Here is a 20002-nt window from a genome sequence, read left to right as displayed (position 1 = left end):
GGTGCTGGTTGAAGGTTTTGTGCTATGTTGCCTTGCCTGCATAAAGGTAAGTGTTAACAGAAGTGCTTCATTTTAAATATAAACTTTTTCAGGTCAGATTTTTTTAGAAAAGCCTGCACCTTGCTTTACCAAAGTCAAACCATAGTATCTTATTGAAAACCCATTTCCAATCAACACCCAAACACATTCTCCCCACCATCGTTCTGGCTCAGTTTGCCTGTACCTCGCTGTGGTTTGCAGGCAATGCGGTGCTGCCTAATTTGATTCCGCAGTTTCAACTGGAGGCGAGTGCGTTGGGACATTTAACCTCGGCGGTGCAGTTGGGCTTTATTCTGGGCACGCTGGTTTTCGCCGTTTTTACCATTTCTGATCGGTTTTCGCCCTCCAGAGTTTTCCTGGTGTGTGCCTTGGCAGGGGCGGGTTGTAACCTCAGCCTGTTATTGGCCACTAACCTGTCTACGCTCTTGCTGGCCCGGTTTCTCACGGGATTTTGCCTGGCCGGTATTTACCCGGTGGGTATGAAGATCGCGGCTGATTACCACCAGAAAGGCCTTGGGAAAGCGCTAGGGTATCTGGTGGGGGCTCTGGTGTTGGGCACGGCGTTCCCGCATTTGCTAAAAGCAGTGACGCAGGATTTGCGGTGGGAGTACGTGATCTGGGCAACCTCGGGACTAGCAGTACTGGGTGGCGTAGCCTTGAAGGCCCTGGTACCTGATGGGCCTTTCAGAACCCAGGGCACCAAGCCAGATTTTACGGCTTTTTTGCAGATTTTCAGGCAAAAGGAGTTCAGGGCGGCGGCTTTTGGGTACTTCGGGCACATGTGGGAACTGTACACGTTCTGGGCCTTGGTGCCGGTGATCCTAGGCCTTTACCTGGAATTTCACTCAGGTACCTATTTTGATGTTCCCTTGCTTTCGTTTACGGTTATTGCGGCAGGTTCCTTGGCCTGTGTGGCGGGAGGCTATCTGGCTCAAAGGGCAGGTAGTGCCCGTATAGCGTTTGGGGCGCTGGCGGTTTCGTTTGTTTGTTGCCTGTTATCGCCTTGGCTGTTTTCGGTGCCTTTTTCCGTTTTTTTGGCATTTCTGCTGGTGTGGGGTCTGGCGGTGGTCATGGACTCGCCGCAGTTCTCTACCGTGGTGGCGCAGAATGCCCCGGGCCAGGTGAAAGGCACAGCACTTACCATCGTCAATTCCATTGGGTTTGCCATCACCATTGTAAGCATCCAGTTTTTGCAATTACTGCAGGAATGGGTTCCTGCCCAACAGCAATTTTTGTTTCTGGCCATCGGGCCGCTGCTGGGTCTTCTGGCCATGCGGAGGCTGATCACCCGCTAAATGGGCTTCTGAGTTTTAAGGTTTTGGAAAGAGTAAATTATTCTTTTTCGCTGCCCGTTTTTCTGGCGTTTTCAACAAAATAGCGCCTAAACAAATGGGTGAATTGTTACCAGAATATACCCAAATGGCTTGAAATTTTAGGCAATTCCTAGTCCGTGGAACGCTTCAATTAAGGACTATTACCGTTTGCAGCAAATTGATATTCAGGGAAAGAAAAAACTTTTTAAAACGAACAGGGTTAAATCCAAAGAGCTGTCCGGTGCAGTTTCTCTATGTTTTACCTAGTGTATTTAATATGTTACGTTTTGACAAGCTCCTGCAATTTGTTCCCCAGGAATTCACGGAGCCTTTGACCCGGAAAAGTTTTCTGCAGTTGACCGGTAAAGGATTGGCCGCCGGATTGGTGGGTGGTTTAGCCGCTTCCTGTAAATCTGCGCAGACTACCGCCGGCCAGGATAGCCCTGGCGCGCAGCCTACCATGACGGCTCCCAATGGGCAGACCGTGCCCAAGACTCCGCCCACCTCGCCGCCCGCACAGGTACCGGCAGGAGCAGAGGAGCCCATCAAACTGGAAGCCTGGAAATCAGACGCCGACCGGCAGAGTGGTCCCACGCCCACGCCGCTTCCGCCCGACCAACGGGTAGGGTATGCCTTGGTAGGGTTGGGCCATTTGACCTTAGAGGAACTGCTGCCCGCCTTCGGGCAATGTAAAAAGTCAAAGCCAGTAGCCCTGGTGAGCGGCAGCCCCGAGAAGATGCGCAAAGTAGCCCGGCAGTACGGCATCAAGCCCGAGAACTGCTACAGCTACCAGACCTATGATCAGCTCAAAGACAACCCCGAGGTGCAGGTCATCTACATTGTGCTGCCCAACTCCATGCACGCAGAATACACCATCAGGGGGGCGCAAGCCGGTAAACACATCCTCTGCGAAAAGCCTATGGCCAATACCTCGGCGGAGTGCCAGGCTATGATTGACGCCTGTAAAAAGGCCAACCGCAAACTCATGGTGGCCTACCGCATCCAGTATGAGCCCTATAACCGGCATGTGCGCCAACTGGTGCGCGAGAAGAAGTTTGGCAACGTGAAAATGATAGAGGCATTCAATTGCCAGAGTTCAGCCAACCCAGAGCATTGGAGGCACAAGAAAGCCCTGGCCGGAGGCGGTGCCCTGCCCGACATAGGCATTTACTGCCTCAACACGCTTCGGTTTGTGCTGGGCGAGGAACCCACCGAGGTCTTCGGCTACCAATACAGCACGCCGGGCAATCCCCTGTTCAAGGAAGTAGAGGAAGTGATGTCATGGCAGATGCGGTTCCCCAATGGCGTTATTGCCAACTGTGCCACTCACTACAACACCCACGAGAGCCGCCGTTACCGGGTGCTCTGCGAACGCGGCTGGATCAACATGGACCCGGCTTTCTCCTACACCGGTCAGCAGATGAAGACCTCCCGCGCTGACGGCAAACTGGGCCGCAAGGAAGACATTGAGATGGAACACAAAAACCAGTTCGCCACCGAGATGGACCATTTCTCTGAGTGCGTCCTTAAAGACCTCCCGCCTTACACCCCCGGCGAAGAGGGCCTGCAAGACCACCGCATCATGGAAGCCATCTACCAATCTGCCAAAGAAGGCCGCCCCGTAAAATTACCGGCAGTAGCTAAAAAAGACGCCTTCCGCGGGCCAGAGCCAAAGCTGGATTAAAGGTTAATAGGTATCAAATAAAAGACACTGTGCAAAACAAAGAAGCCGTTTGGAGGCAGTTTTATAGAAAACAGGCTCTAAACGGCTTCTTTGTTTTGCATGGCTTACCTCTTCAACTACGGTCTGCTGATAGAGGTTTTCATGGCCCTTTATGCTGTAATCAAGGAAGAAGTGTTACGCTTGTTTTCAGCCTCTTTCACCTAAAAAACAGGAAAAACGACGTGCCTTTGCCTTCTTCAGACTGCACCTGAATGGTGCCTTTGTGGAGCATAATGATCTGTTTGCACAAGCTCAAGCCAATGCCGCTGCCGTTTTTCTTGCTGCTGAAGAACGGGATAAAGATTTTTTCCTGCACTTCACGCGACATACCGGTGCCGTTGTCGGTGACCTTGATTACTACTTTCCCTTCTGATGACGAGTAAGCCGATAAGGTAATCTCTGGTTCCTCCTGTTCTTTCACGGCATCCATGGCGTTCACCAGCAGATTGATGAGCACCTGGTCCAGCAGGTTGGGATCGGCTTCCAGCGTGAGGTGGGGTTCGTTGAGGAGCAGCGTTAGCGTGATGTGTTTCTGGTCCAGGGAGGGCTGCATGAGGCGGCGCAGGTTCAGGAAGAGATTCTGCACGTGTACCTGCTCCAGGTTCAGTTTGGTGATCTTGCTCAGGTTGCGGTAGGTCTGCGCAAACTTCAACAAGCCCTGGCTGCGGTATTTAATGGTGCTGATGCCTTCCTCCATGTCTTCCAGGTCGTGCTCAGTCACGCCGCCTACCGTGGTTTCCTGCAGGCGGTTTTTGAGCGTATCCGCCAGGGAAGAAATGGGCGCGATGGAGTTCATGATCTCGTGCGTCATCACGTTCAGGAGCTTCTGCCAGGCCTGCGACTCGGTTTCGTCCAGGGCATCGTTCACGTTCTGGAAAGCCACCAGCTTGTATTTGTTTCCATCCAGCTGAAACACCGTGGATGACAAGATGAACTTGTAGACGCTGCGTTCCAGGCTGGGCGTCTGAATCTGGGCTATTTTCGTGATTCCAGGAGATAAACTGGTCACCTCGGTGTACAAAGAAGGGTCGCGTTTGGCCAGGGCATGGATGGTAGACAGAAACGGCACCTGTATCAGTTTCTTCAGAGATTCGTTCATCAGCACCACCTCGCCGCTGTCCAGGTCATAGGAGAGAATGCCGGTGTCTACCAGTTCCAGAATGCGTTGCAGGTGCTGGTGCTGCGTTTCTTTTTCTTTGTTGATGGTCTGGAAGGTGGAATTGATCTGGTTAAAGCCTTTCCTGAGCGACTGCAGCTGCGCCGACGCTGATTTTTCATTGAAATACCGGGAAAAATCGCGGTACTGGATAGCCTCAATGAAGAGGTTCAGTTCTTCCTGCGCCTGTTTCAGGAACTGAATCAATTCATACACCTGGTAGCCGATGAGGGGCAGCAGAAACACCAGCAGCTCAGACCAGCCTTTCAGAATGCACACCGATGGCGCGCTTAAAGTCAACAGCAGCAGTACCACCCGCAGGATCAGCTTTCCTTCAAAGTTCTTAAAGCTCATACTTGCCCAGTCTGCGGTACAACGCGGTGCGGGTAATGCCCAGTTCTTTGGCGGCTTTGGTCATGACGCCGTTGTGCTTCTCCAGCACCTTAATGATGGTGGCTTTCTCCAGTTCCTCCAGGTTGGTGGCAGTAGCCAGCGTTGCCTGCGCCGGAGCCGATTCAATGGGTGAGAACAGGATGTCCTTGGCGTCCAGGGTCTGGTCCTCGGCCATGATCACGGCCCGCTCAATGGCGTACTGCAGTTCGCGCACGTTTCCGGGAAAATGATAGCTTTTCAGCTTGTCTATGGCGGGTTTGGTCAGCTCCATGGAGGGTTTCAGGTACTTGTCTGCGTACAGCTGCATAAAGTGCCGGGCCAGCAGAACCACATCGTTGCCCCGTTGCCGAAGCGGCGGCACCACAATCTCCACGGTATTTATTCGGTAAATCAAGTCCTTCCTAAACCGCGCTTCGCTGGCCAGTTCGGCCAGAGACACGTTGGTGGCGCACAGCAGGCGAACGTCTACGTTGGTAGGTTCATTGGAGCCCAGGCGCATCACCTGCCGGTTCTGCAGCACGCTCAGGAGTTTGGCCTGTTGCTGCAGGGAAATGTTCCCGATCTCGTCCAGGAAAATAGTGCCTTTATGGGCCGCCTCAAACCTTCCGGCGCGGTCTTCGCGGGCATCAGTAAAGGCGCCTTTGCGGTGCCCGAACAACTCGCTTTCAAAAAGGGTATCAGTGAGGGCGCCCACGTCTACTTTCACAAAGGCCTGGTTGGCCCGGAGGGAGTGCTGATGGATGGCTTTCGCGATGAGTTCTTTCCCCGTGCCGTTTTCGCCCAGGATCAGGATGTTGGCATCGGTGGGGGCTACTTTCTTGATCTTGTAGAAAATGTCCTGCATGGCCTCTGACTCGCCCAGCAGCTCCGGCCCGAAACCTGAAGCTGGGACCTGTGCCGCCGAGGTGAGGCTGCCTTTCGCTTTGCCGGTGATGGCTTCCTGCAGCGTAGCTATCAGCTTCTCGTTCTGCCAGGGCTTCACCACAAAATCATAGGCGCCTTCTTTCAGGGAGCGGATGGCCAGGTCAATGTCGCCGTAGGCGGTGATCATGATCACGGCAGCTTCAGATTTCAGGCTCTTGATCTTTTTAAGCCAGTAAAGGCCTTCGTTGCCGGTGTTAATGGACGAGGTGAAATTCATGTCCAGCAGAATCACATCAAAGGCCTGCTGCCGAAGGAGCGTCGGAATGTTCTCCGGGTTTTTCTCCACCACTATGTCTTTCACCTGCGGACGCAGCAACAGCCGCACGGCCGTGAGCACATCGGGGTCATCGTCCACTACCAGAACGGAAGCCTTCTTCAGTAACATAGTAAATCTGTTTTATAGAGCTGAATGAGTTAAGTTCTTCAATGCTGCGGCGGTTCTTTCTTTGGGTCTGTTTCAGGTCTGTTTCAGGTCTGTTTTCAGGAAAATGGGCCTGAAACAGTCAATATTTGCCCAAGGCTCAAATCAAAAGTACAACCGCAGAAACAGCCGCCGGGCCAATAGGGTTTTACCCGAAAGAAACTATAATTATGCCATTCTTACAAATGCCTGATCTTGAAGGTATTTAGCATTTTTGAGGCAATGAGGTAGGAGCGAAATCGCACACTTTGGGAGCGAATTTGCACTCTGATTTCAGCCTGAAATTAGCTAAATAGCTGAAAAACAAAGAAAACCAGAATTGGCACAGGGTGTGCACGGCAGGTGTACAGGTTCAGTCCTCAGATTCCATAAACCCGTACGTTATGTTCCAGAACTACTTAAAAGTGGCCTACCGCAACCTGCTCCGGCACAAAGGCTTCAGCTTTATCAATATAGCTGGCCTGGCGCTGGGCCTTACCGCCTGTTTGCTCATTGGCTTGTTTGTCTATGATGAGCTGCAGTATGACAAATTCCTGCCAGAAGGAGACCGGGTGTACCGCGTTTATTCCAACACCACCACCGATGAAGCCACTGCCCAGATTGCGAGCGTTCCGCCCATGTTTGGCACCACCCTGCAGGAGAGCTTTCCGGAGGTAGAAACCACCGTACGCATTCTCATGCAGCAGTGGGATGGTCAAAGCCTGGTGGAAGCCGGCGACAAACGGATCTACGAAAAAGGCGGGCTAGGGGCGGACCCTACATTTTTTGAGGTATTTCCTTTAACGTTCCTCTACGGCTCCCCCGAGAAAGCTTTGGCAGATCCTACCTCGGTGGTCATTTCAGACAAGTTCGCGCAACGCGTCTTTGGCGACATTGATCCCGTGGGCAAGAAGTTAACTTTTGACAAATCACCTTTCATTGTGAAGGGGGTTTTTAAGAGCAACTCAAAATTCCATTTGCCGGTGAACTACGTCTTCTCGGTGAAGGCCTACAATTTCTCGGCAGAGCGCATGAGTAGCTGGGGCTGGCAACAGTTCTACACCTATGTGAAGCTGAAAGAAGGTACCGATCCAGATTTTGTGCTCTCTAAGTTCAGGGGCATCACCAAAAAACAGCTGGACCCCGAAACCAACAAGCCCTTTGAATACCTGCCTTTCTTTCAGCCCCTGCACCAGGTGCACCTGTACTCCGCCAGCTTCAAGTATGACCAGGCACTCAGGGGGAACATCACCTATGTAAAGGCCTTGAGCATCATTGCGGTGTTTATCTTGCTTATTGCCTGCTTTAACTTCGTGAACCTGGCTACCGCCAAGTCTTTGCAGCGGGCCAAAGAGGTGGGTGTGCGCAAAACCATTGGGGCCAGCCAGAGCCAATTGATGCTGCAGTTCCTGGGCGAGACCCTGCTGCTCACGTTCATTAGCGTGGTGTTTGCGGCGGCGCTTACGTCACTGGTGTTGCCTTCGCTCAACGCGTTCACCGAGAAAGAAATGACGTTCAATGTGTTCACCAGTCCGGGGTTGTTGCTGTTGCTGCTGGGTTTGGTATTGGTGGTGGGGTTGCTGGCAGGGCTGTATCCGGCCCTGGTGCTGGCTAACTTTCGGCCCGTAAGTGTGCTCAAAGGGGCGGTGGTGAACGGCGGAAGTCCGGGCAGAACTCCCTGGCTGCGACATGGCCTCATTGTGGTGCAGTTCGCCTTGTCTATTTTCCTGATTGTCTGCGCGCTGGTGGTGTACCGCCAGGTGAGTTACCTGCACAACAAAGACCTGGGGTTCAACCGCGACCAGATCATGTTCTTTCCGATGCGGGGCGATAACATGTACAAAAACTATGAGACCTTCAAAACCGAACTGGCCAAATCGCCCAGCATTGCCAGCGTTTCCATTGGCTACGGTTTCCCCGGTGATGCCACCGCCGGTGAGAGCATTGATGTTCTCAAAGACGGGCAGCGGGTGCACCATGGGGTTACCACGCTCATGGTAGACCATGATTACATTAAAACCCTAGGGCTGAAGATGGTAGCCGGCCGGGCTTTTTCCAAAGACATGCCCACCGACAGGGACGCGGCTTTTATGCTCAACGAGACCGCCGTGCGGGAACTGGGCTTCGGTACTCCCGAGAAAGCCTTGGGGCAGAAAATTGAATGGAAAGCCTGGACCGACGATGGCTCCGATTCCCTCAAAAAAGGGCAGGTGATTGGGGTGGTAAAAGACTTCCACTTCAAAAGCCTCTTTGACAAAGTAGAGCCCGCAGTGCTGCAGATCTTCCCCGGGGCCAACTGGAAAGTAGCCGTGAAGCTGAAAGGCGACAATCTGCCCGAGGCCCTGGCCCACGTTAAAACCGTCTGGAACACCTTCTCGCCGGAGTTCCCCATTGAATACAAGTTCATGGACGAGAACTTTGAAGCCATGTACAAAGCTGAAGACAAACTTAAATCTTTGCTCTGGATCTTCACCGCCATGGCCATTTTTGTGGGATGCCTGGGCCTGTACGGATTGGCCGCCTACGCGGCAGAGCGCCGGAAAAAGGAAATCGGAATCCGGAAGATCTTAGGCGCGGAGACCTCGTCCATCGTGGCCATGCTCTCCAAAGAATTCCTGAAACTGGTACTCATTGCGGCAGTCATTGCCCTTCCGCTGGCCTGGTACGCCATGCGGCAGTGGCTGGAAGACTTCGCGTACCGCATTGAGATACCATACTGGGCGTTTGGAGCCGCCATTCTGTTGGCCGGGTTAGTTGCTTTCCTCACCGTCAGCTTCCAAGCGTTTAAAGCGGCCACGCTCAACCCCGTAAAAAATCTCAGAATGGATTGACGCTGAATTTCAATCTCAATTGATGTCTTCCTGTCTGTTATCCTGGAAAGATCTTGTGCGCGTACCAGAAAAGCTTTGCAGTAAACGCTTATCCCATTCCCCCACAAGTTCCTTTCAGGATGACAAAGGAGGGATAGGCGCATGACAATGTTGTGTGTACCGCATGCAATGGGACGGGTGACCCATAAAAAGGAGCGTGTTACGCATGATCCATAATCCTACTGGTCCAGCTTCCGTACATGAAGGGAGATGGAGAGAGCTCTCCTTCAACATTCATTTGAACCACAAGTTTAAAAAGGAAGGATATGGCCAAAGAAAGCAGAATACTCAAGGCGATGTACGCCGTTGTAAAAGATAAAGAAACCAAAACCACCTGGCCCATTGATGCGGCGGCCATCTCGTCTCAAACCCCGGGCCTTTCCCTAGGCGAAATAGAGCAGGAAATACGCGACCTGCACTTCAAGAACCTGGTGGAACTAGAACATGCCCCAGACATGACCATTTTCTGCCGCTTCACCGAAGAAGGGCTGGTGGAGGCCGAGAAAGCTTTCAGAGACTAAGTTACGGCTGGTACAGCTGGTATTGTTCCTTTCTTTGTTTTAGGCCTGGTTTCCTGTAAACTGGCCTGAACCAAAGAAAGGATTTTTTTTTAGGAAGCAGATTTCAGGATGAGTTCCAGGGGAAGCGGCAATTCCTCACCGGTCATGATGAAGAAGAAATTCTGTAATTGGTGCACGTACTCCACCGGAGCGCTTGTAGCAATGTAGCCTCCGTTGAAAACAATCTCATTGTAATCTGGATCTAAGGCCCACTGGCTTAGTTGCGGAAAAGAGAACTCATGCTCCAGGGCGTTATAGGTAGCCCCAGCCAGCCATTCCTCGGTTAAGGGTATCGGTTCAAACGAAACTTCCTCGCCGCTGAGCATGGCAATCAGCCTGGGCGCGTCCAGTACCACTGGCTTCCCGGCTTCATACACTATATTTCCCAACCGAACTTCGTTTGCAAACATCCTGCAATATAAGCTTATCTCTGAACTCTAGGGAATGTTATACGATATAGGCCGATTTTGATTAAGGTTATTTCCTTTGAAAGCCTAAGAAACGGCACCACATTCTGGCAGAAATCTAGCTTACCCAAACAACAAACCCCGCCTGCTCAACCAGAGCAGGCGGGGTTTGCCCATTAGTAATCTTGGTAAATACCCTATGAGCGACTAGGTTCTATTTACCTCATCCAGGCTGTTGTTCCGGCGTTTAGGATCAAATTTATCGCCCCGGCTGAAGTTATAGCGTAGGTTTATGCCCACGCTCCGGGCCCTGAAATACTGGTCAAACTCGTGCACGTTGCGGCCCACGGTGGAGATCTTGATGCGCATGCCTTTGAAGATATCATTCGCGTTTAGGGTCACATCTAGTTTATCATTCAGGAAGCTTCTTTTCACGCCCAGGTTCACCCACCACTGGCTGTCTACTATGTAGATGCCGTACGCGCCAGGCCCTCGGTAGCCGGCATTTACTTCCAGTTTAAGGTTCCTGGGAAGCAGAATGTTGTGATTGCTTTGCGCCATGTAGTGCACCTGGTCATTGGTGGCCATTTCCTGGTTAATCATCACCTTGTATTTGTTGTAAGAAACCAGAAAGGTGTTCTGGGTATCCCAGTTTTTCATGATCCTGAAAGGGGCATTGGCGGAAAGGCTCAGGTTGTAGGCATCATCTACGTTGCCGATGGTGTACACCGTGGTCATGCGTGCCACATCCAGCAAGGCCAGTTCTGCCATGTTGTCTTTGATGATCTGGTAGGTGAACGCCAGGCTGTAGTCTTTCTTATAGGTCTGGGTGATGCTGATGGCGTGCGTGTACTGAGGCCGCAGGTAAGGGTTCCCCTGCCAGTAGGTATACGGGTCACGGTACGCCAGGAAGGGGTTCAGGTTGCCGTAGTTGGGCCGCTGCAAGCGCCTGCTGTAGCTGTAGTTCACCTGGTAGTTTTCGCTCAGTTTCTGCTGCACAAACACGCTGGGGAAAAGATTGAAATACTCCCGGTTGGTTTTCTGCCCCGTGGTCAACGACTCGCCGGTAGAGATAGTGTGCTCCCCACGCAACCCGGCCTGTACGCTGTACCGTTCGCTTAACTTTCCGCTCCAGTTGATATAGGCGGCATAGATGTTCTCGTCATACAGGAAGTGGTTGGTTCTTCTGGGGTCCAGGACCAGGGCCTCGGCGTTGTTGAAATAGAAGCGGGAGTCGCTGTCAGACTTCACCCGGCTTGCTTTCGCGCCCAGCTCAAATTTCTTGCCCTTGGCGTACGGACTGCTGTAGTCTACCTTGGCCGCGAAGATATCATAGTTCCCGGGTGTTTGGGTGTACAGGAAATCCAGGGAATCAGGCTTTGCGCCGGTGAGGTCTATAAAGTTGTTATAGGAGTTGGCGTACCCGCGGTTAGTTATCCGCACCAGGTCAATATCCGCGGAAAGGGTGGTGCCCGCAGTATCCAGTTTGCCCAGGTAATGGATGTTTCCGGTGTAATTGGTGAACCGGTTGGTGTTGTAGTTATTGGCGTCTATGTACCGGTTGGGGGTGGCAGGGGCATCACCGGTGTAGGTATCCGTGAGGAAATCTCCGTTCAGAGTATTGGTCACAAAGTACCCCATCACGCCAATGCTGTGCTTATCGGTGAGGTTGTAATCAGTACCGGCTCTAACGGTGGGCGGTCCCTGGACTATCGTGTTCCCAAAGGCTACCTGGTCAAAATACGTGGTACTCTGCTCTCCGTAAAACACCCGCGTGAACGTGGCTTGCCGGCCAAATGCCCGGCGGGCCAGGTCTGTGTTCACAAAGGAATTCCACTTGCCGGATTTATAGTTGAGCGCCACCCCAGAGGAGTAGGCATGCTGATACCCGTTGTAGGTGTACCCGGCGTACATGCTGCCATTCATGCCCCTGATGTCGTTTTTCTTCAGATTGATGTTGAGGATTCCCGAGGCACCTTCGGCATCAAACTTGGCCGAGGGGTTGGTGATGATCTCAATGTTCTTAAGGTTCTCGGCCGGCATTCCCTCTAATAAGGTGCGCAGATCGCGGGCCGAGAGGTACGTGAGTTTACCATCCAGCATGATGGTCACCCCGGAGCGGCCGTTCAATTGGATGTTTCCTTCCTGGTCAATGAATACCCCCGGCGAGCGGGCCAGCACGTCATATGCGGTTCTTCCGGCCGCCAAAGCCGTCCCTTCCACGCTCACCACCATTTTGTCGGCTTCCTGCGTGATGGTAGGCCGTAACGATTGTATCTTGACCTCTTTCAACTGAGTGGCCGTTATTGAAAGGGAAATGATGCCCACGTTGGCTTCTGAGTTCTGATCTGTAACAGATACCCTCGCCACCGTTTTGGGATTGTATCCAATAAAACTGAACGAAAGGCTGTACTCACCATTGTTCACCCCTTGAAAGGTGAAGCGGCCCTGGGCATCGGAGAGGGTGCCGTCTACTGATTTATTGGTGTTCCGGTCCAGTAAGGCCACCGTGGCGAATTCAATGGGCTTTGAGGTAAGGGAGTCAATCAGCTTTCCTGAGATTATACCATTCGCTTTGGGAGCGGTGGCCGCTGGAGCGGTAGACGTGCCCTGCGCCCAGGAAGCCTTCCAAACCAAAAGGCAAAGGCATAGCTGTCCCAGCAAAAAGAGGGTAGTTCTTTTTTTCATAGAAGGAGTATGATTTAAATTAGGTTATTGGGAGGCAGCTAGCGCAATGTAAAGACAAGCTGTTTTCTTAATGGTTGCACCAGTCTGGATTAAATTTTCTTTATGAAGTTGTTTTCTTGTCTGTTTTTGGATTTTGTGCAATAAATAGGGGTGAGGAAAATTCTGTTCTGATTAATTGGCTTAAGGAAGTTAGAATTTGTTGTCTGTTCTCGCTGGCGATGGGTACGCTGATCCAGTGGCTCATGAGCTTAGTAGTTTCATTGCTACCCTCCGTGCGCTCACGGCCGCGGGGCCCCGTCTTTCGCGCTCGCGCTGTACCAGCTTCCTTTGCTCCCTTTCGGTCGCAATGCCTGCGGCACCGGAACCTGCTAAGGCGCTCGCCCGAAAGACTGGAATAGGGAAAGAGGCAGTAGCACGCATTTCCCTCCATGGTTCAAGTCTGTGACTTGGACCTACCATGATGGCAGTTTGTAACTGCCGTGAGGTGTTTGACCTAAAAAGAACATTAGCTGATCGTATTCCAGAAAGGCATATCTCAATGTAATCAGTTAAGGCGCTGCTATTCAGAAATCACGTTTCGGGGCTGTTTACCGGTAAACAGCCCCGAAACGCAAGAAGCTAATCCTGCCTTTTTTGTCGGGCCATGCCCATGATCTTCACGTTGATGTATTCGTCCAGGGTTTTGAGATTATAGCCTTCTTTCCGGGCGTTGGCAATAAAATCGCCGGTTACTCCATGAATGCGGGCTTCAATGGCTTTGTCAACGTCCAGGTTTTTGAAGCCGACTTTGTTGAGACCCTCCAGAAAGGCTTCGTTCACGCCGTGGATTCTTAACTGGATCAGCTTGTCTAAGCTCAGGTCTTTGAACCCATACGCCTGGGCATCTTTGATGGTCTGGGCCCGAATTCCGAAGATTTTGGCTTCGGTGATTTTGTCCAGGGGCAGGTTGTCAAAGCCGGCGGATTTCAGCTCCTGGATGTAGGCGGTGGTGATGCCGTGGATCTTCAGTTCAATGATTTTGTTCAGGCTCAGGTCGCCAAAACCCAGGGCTTTTACTTCTTTCACGTAGGCAGGGGATATGCCATGGATTTTGGCTTCTATCAATTTGTCCATCGGCAGGTTTGGGAAACCGGCCTGGCGCAGTCCGTCTACGTAGCTGGCATTGACTCCGTGGATTTTAGCTTCCATCATTTTCTTTAAGGGCAGATCCTTGTAGCCCACTTCCTGCAGCTGTTGCACGTACTCCTGCGTAATGCCGTGGATTCTGGCCTCTACCACCTCAGAGATGGAAGGTTTGGTGTTGCTGTGTTTTTTGAACAGAGCCAAATACTCCTGGTAAGCGGGCTGTGTAACCCCATGAATGGCTAATTCCTGCAGGCGCTCGCCAGATACCGTGTCATAATTGTCTGTCAGGAAATCAACGTATTTCTTGTTTACATCGGCCAGAAACAGGTGGAACAGGAAATTGTCTTCTGGGTGGTCAATCTTCTTTTTAGACAGGAAATTACTGAAAGAAGCATCTTCCCGGAAAGTGTATTTCCCCTGGCTAACTTCCTGCGCTAGGTTTCCGGTCATCTCCAGTGTGCCGGCTTCGCGGGTGAGTTGGTACACGTCTTCGCCTTTTTTGGTGAACTGAGAAACCGGATAGCATCTGGAGATAGACCAAGTGGAGGTGTTTTGTTTGCCTCTTAGTTCAAGGCAGTAATCGTTGCCTTCTTTATGGCTGTACCAGTACCCCTCAGACATATCTGCCTTTCCGGTAATGTTCATGCTGTTGAGGGAAGGTCTCTGAGGAGTGGTTTGCCCGATAAGGTCAGGGGTTTGCGCATCTGGTTGGGCCCTGGTAGTAGGGGAGTCTTGTTCTGCCGGAATGGGATCAGTCAGCGAAGAAAAGAAACCTGCCAGCGCTGGTTTCTTGCCTTCTGAGGGCTGGGTTTCAGCAGATCCACCACCTGGAATATGAGCCAGGGCTTGCTGGCTGGAAGCTGGCTCATTCAGCAACAGCAGGGTTCCAAAGAAAACGGGGGCCAGGAACGTGTATTTCCAGAAAGCGTGTGGGGTTGATTTTTTGGCGTTCATCCTGAAGATCCTTTGTTTAAGAAGTGACTGGTTGTAATTGGTGGTAATGGAAAGCGGCTTGTTGGGACAGGCAATCTGCAGGAGGTTAAACTGGTACTGCTTTTTGCTTACCTGCTCTTTTTCCAGTAAATGGGCATCGGTTTGGTACTCCAGGTTTTTCTCTACCTCTTTCTTGAAAAGCCACATCAAAGGGTTGAACCAGAGTAGATTCACGGCCAGTTCGGCCAAAAGCAGATCATAGGTGTGTCCCTGTTTTACATGGATTTTCTCATGCGCAATAATCTGCTCATAGGTCTCGTAGTCGTACTCATCGGGGTGAATGAAGATGTACCTGAAAAAGGAGCAGGGGGCTTGCTTAGTGGTGGTATTGACAATAACACAGGTGCCATCGTCAATTTTATCTTCTGAGGTGAGGGCTTTGTAAAGCGTGCTGCCAATCTGGAAAAGGAAGTTGAGCGTGCAAACGCCCACCCCAAACAGGTAGAACATGCCTATCCAGTACAGCCAGGTGGTTTGCGGTTCTTCCTGTAAAGTGACAGAAGGCGGGGTAGAAGATAAGTCTGGTAGCTTAGGCTTGCTCTCGACCGGCTCTAAAGCAGGAAGCGGTGCGGGTGGGGTAGCGTTCTCCCAAGTCTGTGAATTGAACGGGAAGGAACCCTCTTGGGAAGTTGAACCAGATGCTTTGTCTTCATGCAAACTAGCCGCCTGCAGCGCAGTGGAAATGAAGCCCTGGTTGGAGACCAGCTTTGGCAGCGAGACAAACGGAAGGGCAAACGCCAGGACAATCCCGCACAGCAGGTAAAACCTGTTGGTGGCAAAGAAGCTTTCCTGTTGCAGCACAAACTTGTAGAACAGAAAAACCACGCCAACCACAAACGATACTTTTAGGAGATATTCCAGCATGGCGTACAGGATTAAGATGACTTTTTAGCGTTGATGATCCGGAGCAGCTCGTCTATCTCTTCATTAGAAAGATCTTCTTCCTTGGCAAAGTGGGTGATCATCTTAGAAAAGGAGTTTCCAAAGTATTTCTTCTTGATAGAGGCCACGTCTTGCTTGCGGTACTCGGCCAAGGGTATCAAAGGAGAGTACTGAAAAGTGTTGCCAATCTTCTCGGCCTGTAAGAAACCTTTCTCGGTCAAGATCTTCACCATGGTGGCAACGGTGTTGTAGTGCGGTTTTGGCTCAGGCAGTTCATCTATGATGTCTTTGATAAATGCCTTCTCTAACTGCCAGACAATCTGCATGATCTGCTCTTCTCTTTTCCCTAGTTTCTGCATAACGGTAATGTTTAAAACAATACTACTAATTAATTAGGAGTAATCCTAATATTTTAGGAGAAAAACTAATCGGTTAGTAAACAAGGCTAGTTTGGTTGATGGATGCTCATGTAAGTGGTTGTAAAATAGAATTTTGATAGGAGGTTCTGGTGCTCGGCTCCAGTGGGCTGTATGGTTTGTAGGTCAAAGCAGTTCAAGCGCAAATGCGGGGAAGTAACGCAAGGGAGTTGGCCTGGAAATTTTCCTGTCTTCAAGCAAACATATTTCTCTAAGTTTGCAGAAGGAGAGATGGCCTCAGGTGCTGCACGCACGTTGGAGGTAATCACATTCAAGGCAAACATGATTAGAAGCTTCTATATAAAAGGTGGCGAGGTGCATTGGGAGAAAAATCCGGAAAGCTTCCAGGCAACTGAGAAAGGACGGATTGTGTGGGTAGATCTGCAGGCGCCCTCAGACCACGAGCAGCGGATGGTAGAGGAGGAATTTGGGATTGAGTTCTTCACCCAGCAGGAGGCTGCCGAGATTGAAAGCAGTTCCCGCTATTTTGAAGACGACAACATCTTTGAAGCCAATACTTCCTTTGTGATGCATCAGGAGGGTTCCTACATTACCCGTCAGGTTTCCTTTATCCTGAAAAACGAGATTCTGTTTACCTTACGCCGTACCGAACTGAAGTCTTTTGGGGAGGTGGTGCGTAAAATGAAATCGTTCCGAAGCTCGGCTACCAAAGCCATGCAGATCTGGCTGCTCCTGCTGGAAACCCAGATCGATTACGATGCCGACTTTATAGAGCTCTTGTCCCGCACCACCAACGTAGTGAGTAAGCGCCTGGTAAAGGAGCAGTCCATTGAAGAAGAAGTCCTCCTCCGGATCACCGAACTCCAGGAAAACTCCATCCTGATCAGGGAGAGTATCGTAGATAAGCAACGCTTAGTCTCTTCCTTGCTGCGCAGCTTCGCGGTGGAAGAACCCGAGAAAGAGCGCCTCCGCATCATTATTAAAGACATCAACTCGCTGCTGCAACACACGCAATTCAGCTTTGAACGCCTGGAGTACCTCCAGAATACCTTTCTGGGTCTGGTGAACATAGAGCAAAACCAGGTCATCAAGATCTTCACGGTAGTAACCGTAGTGTTCATGCCGCCCACCCTCATTGCCAGTATCTACGGGATGAACTTCAAAGTTATGCCAGAACTGGAATGGATTGCCGGCTACCCTTTTGCCTTGGGCATGATGGTGCTGTCTTCTCTGGCGTTCTTGTGGTATTTTAAAAGAAAGAAATGGCTGTAGGTTAGGTTTGGCCAGATTCCCCCTTTGAAGGGGGCGAAGGGGGATGTTTATACCTGCTGAACCTTTATTTCTCCATAGTTCAAGTCTGTGACTTGGACTTACCATGATCTGAAGTTTGCAACTTCAGTGAGGCGCTAGCCTCAAAACCACTTTCCCAGCAGCCCCTTTCTACGACTTTCTCAAACAACCTTTGCTGACTTAAAAGGAACGTGGGCCTTTGCCCTTTGAGTAGTTATTGATTGTCCAAGCTTATTCCTCAGCCTCTCTTAGTCTTTGAAGTGGGCCGAGGCGTAAAACAGGAACTTCCTGTTTTGAGGCTGTTTTATTCAAAACAAACCATAAACAAGCTGGAATCCATGCATTTTCCTACCATTCTCCCGGGTAGAAACCCTCATCCTCTTCTTCATCCTCAGAAAAGTCTTCCTCGTCATCAGGAAAATAGTCCTCTATGTCATCCAAGGGGTGATGGACAGGCATCAATTTGTCTACTAGTTCCTGATGCATGGGGTCATAGATGAGTTCGCCGCGTTGGAGAAAACGGTCGGTGTCCATCATGACTTCGTAGATGGGGGTGTGCACATGGCGAGGGATCCTGAAAATGCGCTCGTCCCGTTTGTCAAAAGGAGTAGGTGTTTTAGAGTCAAACAAAAAGGGGAATAGGGTTTTAGAGCAGCTCAGAGCAATGCGGTGAATCTCATGCTCCCTGAAGTACTCCTGCAAGCGCCCGTTGATGTTCTCGAAGAACTCGGCGGTTTCGCCTAGCCGGACCCGTGAACCAGCGCGGGATTTGCCTTTGGTCTTCAGGTATTTGATCTGGCTTTTCCCTTGTTTTTTGCGCACCATATAAGAGCGGTACACCTTATGGTCCAAGTTTACCCCGTTCTCAAAATACCCCATAGCGCAGCTTCCCGCCTGAATAAGCAACATCACGTAGTTCACCTGCTGGGCTTTGAACTCATTGGTTTTCTGGAGCGGTGGCAAGGTAATGGGAAGCCTGAAATACAACTGATCGTTTCCCTGCTCATCCAGGAGAATGACGCGGTGCCTATCATACTCATACGTCATGGGCAAACCCATCTGCTGTATTTTCTGGAGCAACTGGAGGGAGGCATCTTGCGGGAGAAAGCGGTTCATCAGAATCAGGGTGAGAACATGTACAGATAGACTTCCAAAGGTACGGAAATCGACTCGTCATGATAAAGTCAGGAAGGCTCTCCTGGAAAGAAAGTAGTTGAGAAACGCTCTATTGGTAGGCTCAGGTGGATGGGGCTTTATACCTTTCCCTTGATTATCTAAGCGGTTTTAGGTGTCTTTTCTGCAAAACTGCCCCAAAACAGAGATGAACCAACCTGGGCGTCGTGGCAGCGTTTCGGCTACAACAAAATCTGCCTTGGTACGGTCACCCAACCTTTACCTGATCTCCCTCAAACGTGAGCGGGGCGGCTAACACGGCCCTGAATTCTTTGTAGCCTGCCTTGCCTGGGAAGTAGGCGTGTAAAATCATCAGGGGCTTTCCGTCCGGACCAGTAACCACCGAGGGGTGACCCGGTGCCCACCACTCCCGGGTAGATTGCAGGATTGGCGCCGAGACTTTTTGGTAAGGGCCAAGGAGTGCGTCTGCGTGGGCCACACCTATGCCATACTGGTCCGTAGAGAAGTCATTGCCGGCGTAGAACAGGTAAAAGCGATTGTTCTGTTTGGTCACCCACATGCCTTCTACCAGGTGCGCTTCCCAGGCCAGGTCATTCTCCAGCACTTTGGTGCGTTCGCCTAACAAGTCTGTTCCGTTTGGCGTCATCTGCTGGGCATACAGGGGCGTTTTCATGAACTGCTGTACCGTTCTTATGCTCTCCTGCAGGGCTGGTGGTTGTTCCCCCGCCAGGTCTTCTAATTGTTGGTAGAACTCCAGGTACCGGGAAATCACCGCCTCAATGAGAACCTGGGTCACCAGGAAGCGCTCCATCGGCTCCAGCTTTTTTGCCCAGGGCCAGATAGCCAAAATGAAAGAGGCCGTTCTTTGGTCCTCTTCTTCTTCAAATAGCTGCGGAATAAAGGTGGGGTTCTGGTAAAGTAAATCGATCAGGAGCCGGGGCCAGACTTCGTTGCTGTCTTCTTTCCAGAAAAGATACGTGGTTTCTGCATCCTGCACAAAGACGTGCGGATCAATGACATTCCCCTTCAGGATTGGGGCTTTTTCCGGCACAAAAGGCCCCTCCGGCGAAGAGGACCGGGCCAACCCAATGCATAGTTCATGGGTATTTTTGTCCCGGGCCACAAAGTAAACCCTGAACTCGTTGCCTACCTGGTGCATCTCGGGAGCCCAATAATCACTGACCAGCTCCCCCTCGGCGGCCCATTCCGGTTTGCGGCCCTTCGGGAAAACGAAGTCTACCAGTTGCCACTCTTTTAGGTTTTTAGACCGAAGAATAGGGAAGGAGTCTGGGGCATCATTGGTGGTAGCCACCAGGTAGTAGGTAGGGTCCTGGGCAGTTGTACTTGCCTCTACTCGCAGCACCGCCGGGTCGCCGTAGCCATAAAGAATCTGCGGCGTTAAGTTATAAATGAGCAACTCCTGGTAGGGGAAATTACCCGAAGGTTTTACCGCAGTCTGTCTCTTGTTCTGTGGGGTGCGCAGTCCAAAGTCGGTGGCCAGGGTGCCAAAAAGCGTCAGGTAGGCCGTGTGCGCCCTTTCTGCCAGTTCATACTTCCGGAACTTACCTTCCCCGCTCACAGGTGTCTGGCCGGTTACCTCAAAGATGAACGTGGTCTCGCCGTCCTCGTTCTCTTCCCTGAGTCTTACCTCAAACCGAAATGGTGCTCCCTGGGGAGTGATTAACTCGTTTTCCTGATGCATAAGTACTCCTTTCTCCTGTATCTGCC

13 protein-coding genes are annotated in these 20002 nt (G+C 51.2%); 5 read left to right on the top strand and 8 right to left on the bottom strand.

Annotated features, from left to right (window positions below):
• Positions 1-152 precede the first annotated feature (152 nt).
• Positions 153-1334: an MFS transporter gene (locus JT719_RS02355; protein ID WP_207430708.1), complete on the top strand. Its 1182-nt coding sequence runs from the start codon at positions 153-155 to the stop codon at positions 1332-1334.
• 295 nt (positions 1335-1629) lie between these two features.
• On the top strand, positions 1630-3036 hold the full coding sequence (locus JT719_RS02350; protein WP_207430706.1) for a Gfo/Idh/MocA family protein: 1407 nt from the start codon (positions 1630-1632) through the stop codon (positions 3034-3036).
• Positions 3037-3232: 196 nt separating this feature from the next.
• Here JT719_RS02350 and JT719_RS02345 read toward each other — a convergent pair whose 3' ends face one another.
• Positions 3233-4585: a sensor histidine kinase gene (locus JT719_RS02345; RefSeq protein ID WP_207430704.1), complete on the bottom strand. Its 1353-nt coding sequence runs from the start codon at positions 4583-4585 to the stop codon at positions 3233-3235.
• The gene (locus tag JT719_RS02340; RefSeq protein WP_207430702.1) at positions 4575-5933 is read right to left on the bottom strand and encodes a sigma-54-dependent transcriptional regulator; all 1359 of its coding nucleotides are present in this window, start codon (positions 5931-5933) and stop codon (positions 4575-4577) included. The genes JT719_RS02345 and JT719_RS02340 overlap by 11 nt, the downstream gene beginning before the upstream one ends.
• A 419-nt stretch (positions 5934-6352) precedes the next feature.
• On the opposite strand from JT719_RS02340, the gene JT719_RS02335 reads away from it, so the two are divergent.
• Complete coding sequence (locus tag JT719_RS02335; protein ID WP_207430700.1) at positions 6353-8779, top strand: ABC transporter permease; 2427 nt, start codon at positions 6353-6355, stop codon at positions 8777-8779.
• A 305-nt stretch (positions 8780-9084) separates the two neighbouring features.
• On the top strand, positions 9085-9339 hold the full coding sequence (locus JT719_RS02330; protein ID WP_207430686.1) for a hypothetical protein: 255 nt from the start codon (positions 9085-9087) through the stop codon (positions 9337-9339).
• 89 nt (positions 9340-9428) lie between these two features.
• Here JT719_RS02330 and JT719_RS02325 read toward each other — a convergent pair whose 3' ends face one another.
• From JT719_RS02325 to JT719_RS02310, 4 genes are all read right to left on the bottom strand, one after another.
• Positions 9429-9788, bottom strand: a complete 360-nt coding sequence (locus JT719_RS02325) for a hypothetical protein (RefSeq protein WP_207430684.1) — start codon at positions 9786-9788, stop codon at positions 9429-9431.
• A gap of 204 nt (positions 9789-9992) precedes the next feature.
• On the bottom strand, positions 9993-12473 hold the full coding sequence (locus JT719_RS02320) for an outer membrane beta-barrel family protein (RefSeq protein WP_207430682.1): 2481 nt from the start codon (positions 12471-12473) through the stop codon (positions 9993-9995).
• 618 nt (positions 12474-13091) lie between these two features.
• A complete protein-coding gene (locus JT719_RS02315) occupies positions 13092-15455 on the bottom strand; it encodes a M56 family metallopeptidase (RefSeq protein ID WP_207430680.1) in 2364 nt (787 codons plus the stop codon).
• 11 nt (positions 15456-15466) lie between these two features.
• A complete protein-coding gene (locus JT719_RS02310) occupies positions 15467-15832 on the bottom strand; it encodes a BlaI/MecI/CopY family transcriptional regulator (protein ID WP_207430678.1) in 366 nt (121 codons plus the stop codon).
• A gap of 339 nt (positions 15833-16171) precedes the next feature.
• Here JT719_RS02310 and corA point away from each other — a divergent pair, with 339 nt between their 5' ends.
• Positions 16172-17122, top strand: coding sequence for a magnesium/cobalt transporter CorA (gene corA / locus JT719_RS02305; protein ID WP_207430676.1), 951 nt, complete (start codon positions 16172-16174; stop codon positions 17120-17122).
• A 366-nt stretch (positions 17123-17488) separates the two neighbouring features.
• Here corA and JT719_RS02300 read toward each other — a convergent pair whose 3' ends face one another.
• The gene (locus JT719_RS02300) at positions 17489-18256 is read right to left on the bottom strand and encodes a hypothetical protein (protein WP_207430667.1); all 768 of its coding nucleotides are present in this window, start codon (positions 18254-18256) and stop codon (positions 17489-17491) included.
• Positions 18257-18521: 265 nt separating this feature from the next.
• Positions 18522-19976 carry a glycoside hydrolase family 43 protein gene (locus tag JT719_RS02295; protein WP_207430665.1) on the bottom strand — a complete coding sequence of 485 codons (1455 nt, stop codon included), beginning with the start codon at positions 19974-19976 and terminating at the stop codon, positions 18522-18524.
• Positions 19977-20002: the final 26 nt, after the last annotated feature.

The organism is Sabulibacter ruber, from assembly GCF_017355955.1.
In the GTDB taxonomy this organism is placed as follows: Bacteria; Bacteroidota; Bacteroidia; order Cytophagales; family Hymenobacteraceae; genus Nibribacter; species Nibribacter ruber_A.
The sequence above is the reverse complement of the archived record's forward strand: the minus strand, read 5'-3'. Positions and strand labels throughout refer to the sequence as shown.

Excerpts from the sequence above, each read along its gene's own strand:
- JT719_RS02310 (WP_207430678.1), bottom strand. The coding sequence starts at position 15,832 with ATGCAGAAACTAGGGAAAAGAGAAGAGCAGATCATGCAGATTGTCTGG.
- JT719_RS02350 (WP_207430706.1), top strand. The coding sequence starts at position 1,630 with ATGTTACGTTTTGACAAGCTCCTGCAATTTGTTCCCCAGGAATTCACG.
- JT719_RS02295 (WP_207430665.1), bottom strand. The coding sequence starts at position 19,976 with ATGCATCAGGAAAACGAGTTAATCACTCCCCAGGGAGCACCATTTCGG.
- JT719_RS02320 (WP_207430682.1), bottom strand. The coding sequence starts at position 12,473 with ATGAAAAAAAGAACTACCCTCTTTTTGCTGGGACAGCTATGCCTTTGC.
- JT719_RS02335 (WP_207430700.1), top strand. The coding sequence starts at position 6,353 with ATGTTCCAGAACTACTTAAAAGTGGCCTACCGCAACCTGCTCCGGCAC.
- corA (WP_207430676.1), top strand. The coding sequence starts at position 16,172 with ATGATTAGAAGCTTCTATATAAAAGGTGGCGAGGTGCATTGGGAGAAA.
- JT719_RS02325 (WP_207430684.1), bottom strand. The coding sequence starts at position 9,788 with ATGTTTGCAAACGAAGTTCGGTTGGGAAATATAGTGTATGAAGCCGGG.
- JT719_RS02345 (WP_207430704.1), bottom strand. The coding sequence starts at position 4,585 with ATGAGCTTTAAGAACTTTGAAGGAAAGCTGATCCTGCGGGTGGTACTG.
- JT719_RS02330 (WP_207430686.1), top strand. The coding sequence starts at position 9,085 with ATGGCCAAAGAAAGCAGAATACTCAAGGCGATGTACGCCGTTGTAAAA.
- JT719_RS02300 (WP_207430667.1), bottom strand. The coding sequence starts at position 18,256 with ATGAACCGCTTTCTCCCGCAAGATGCCTCCCTCCAGTTGCTCCAGAAA.
- JT719_RS02315 (WP_207430680.1), bottom strand. The coding sequence starts at position 15,455 with ATGCTGGAATATCTCCTAAAAGTATCGTTTGTGGTTGGCGTGGTTTTT.
- JT719_RS02340 (WP_207430702.1), bottom strand. The coding sequence starts at position 5,933 with ATGTTACTGAAGAAGGCTTCCGTTCTGGTAGTGGACGATGACCCCGAT.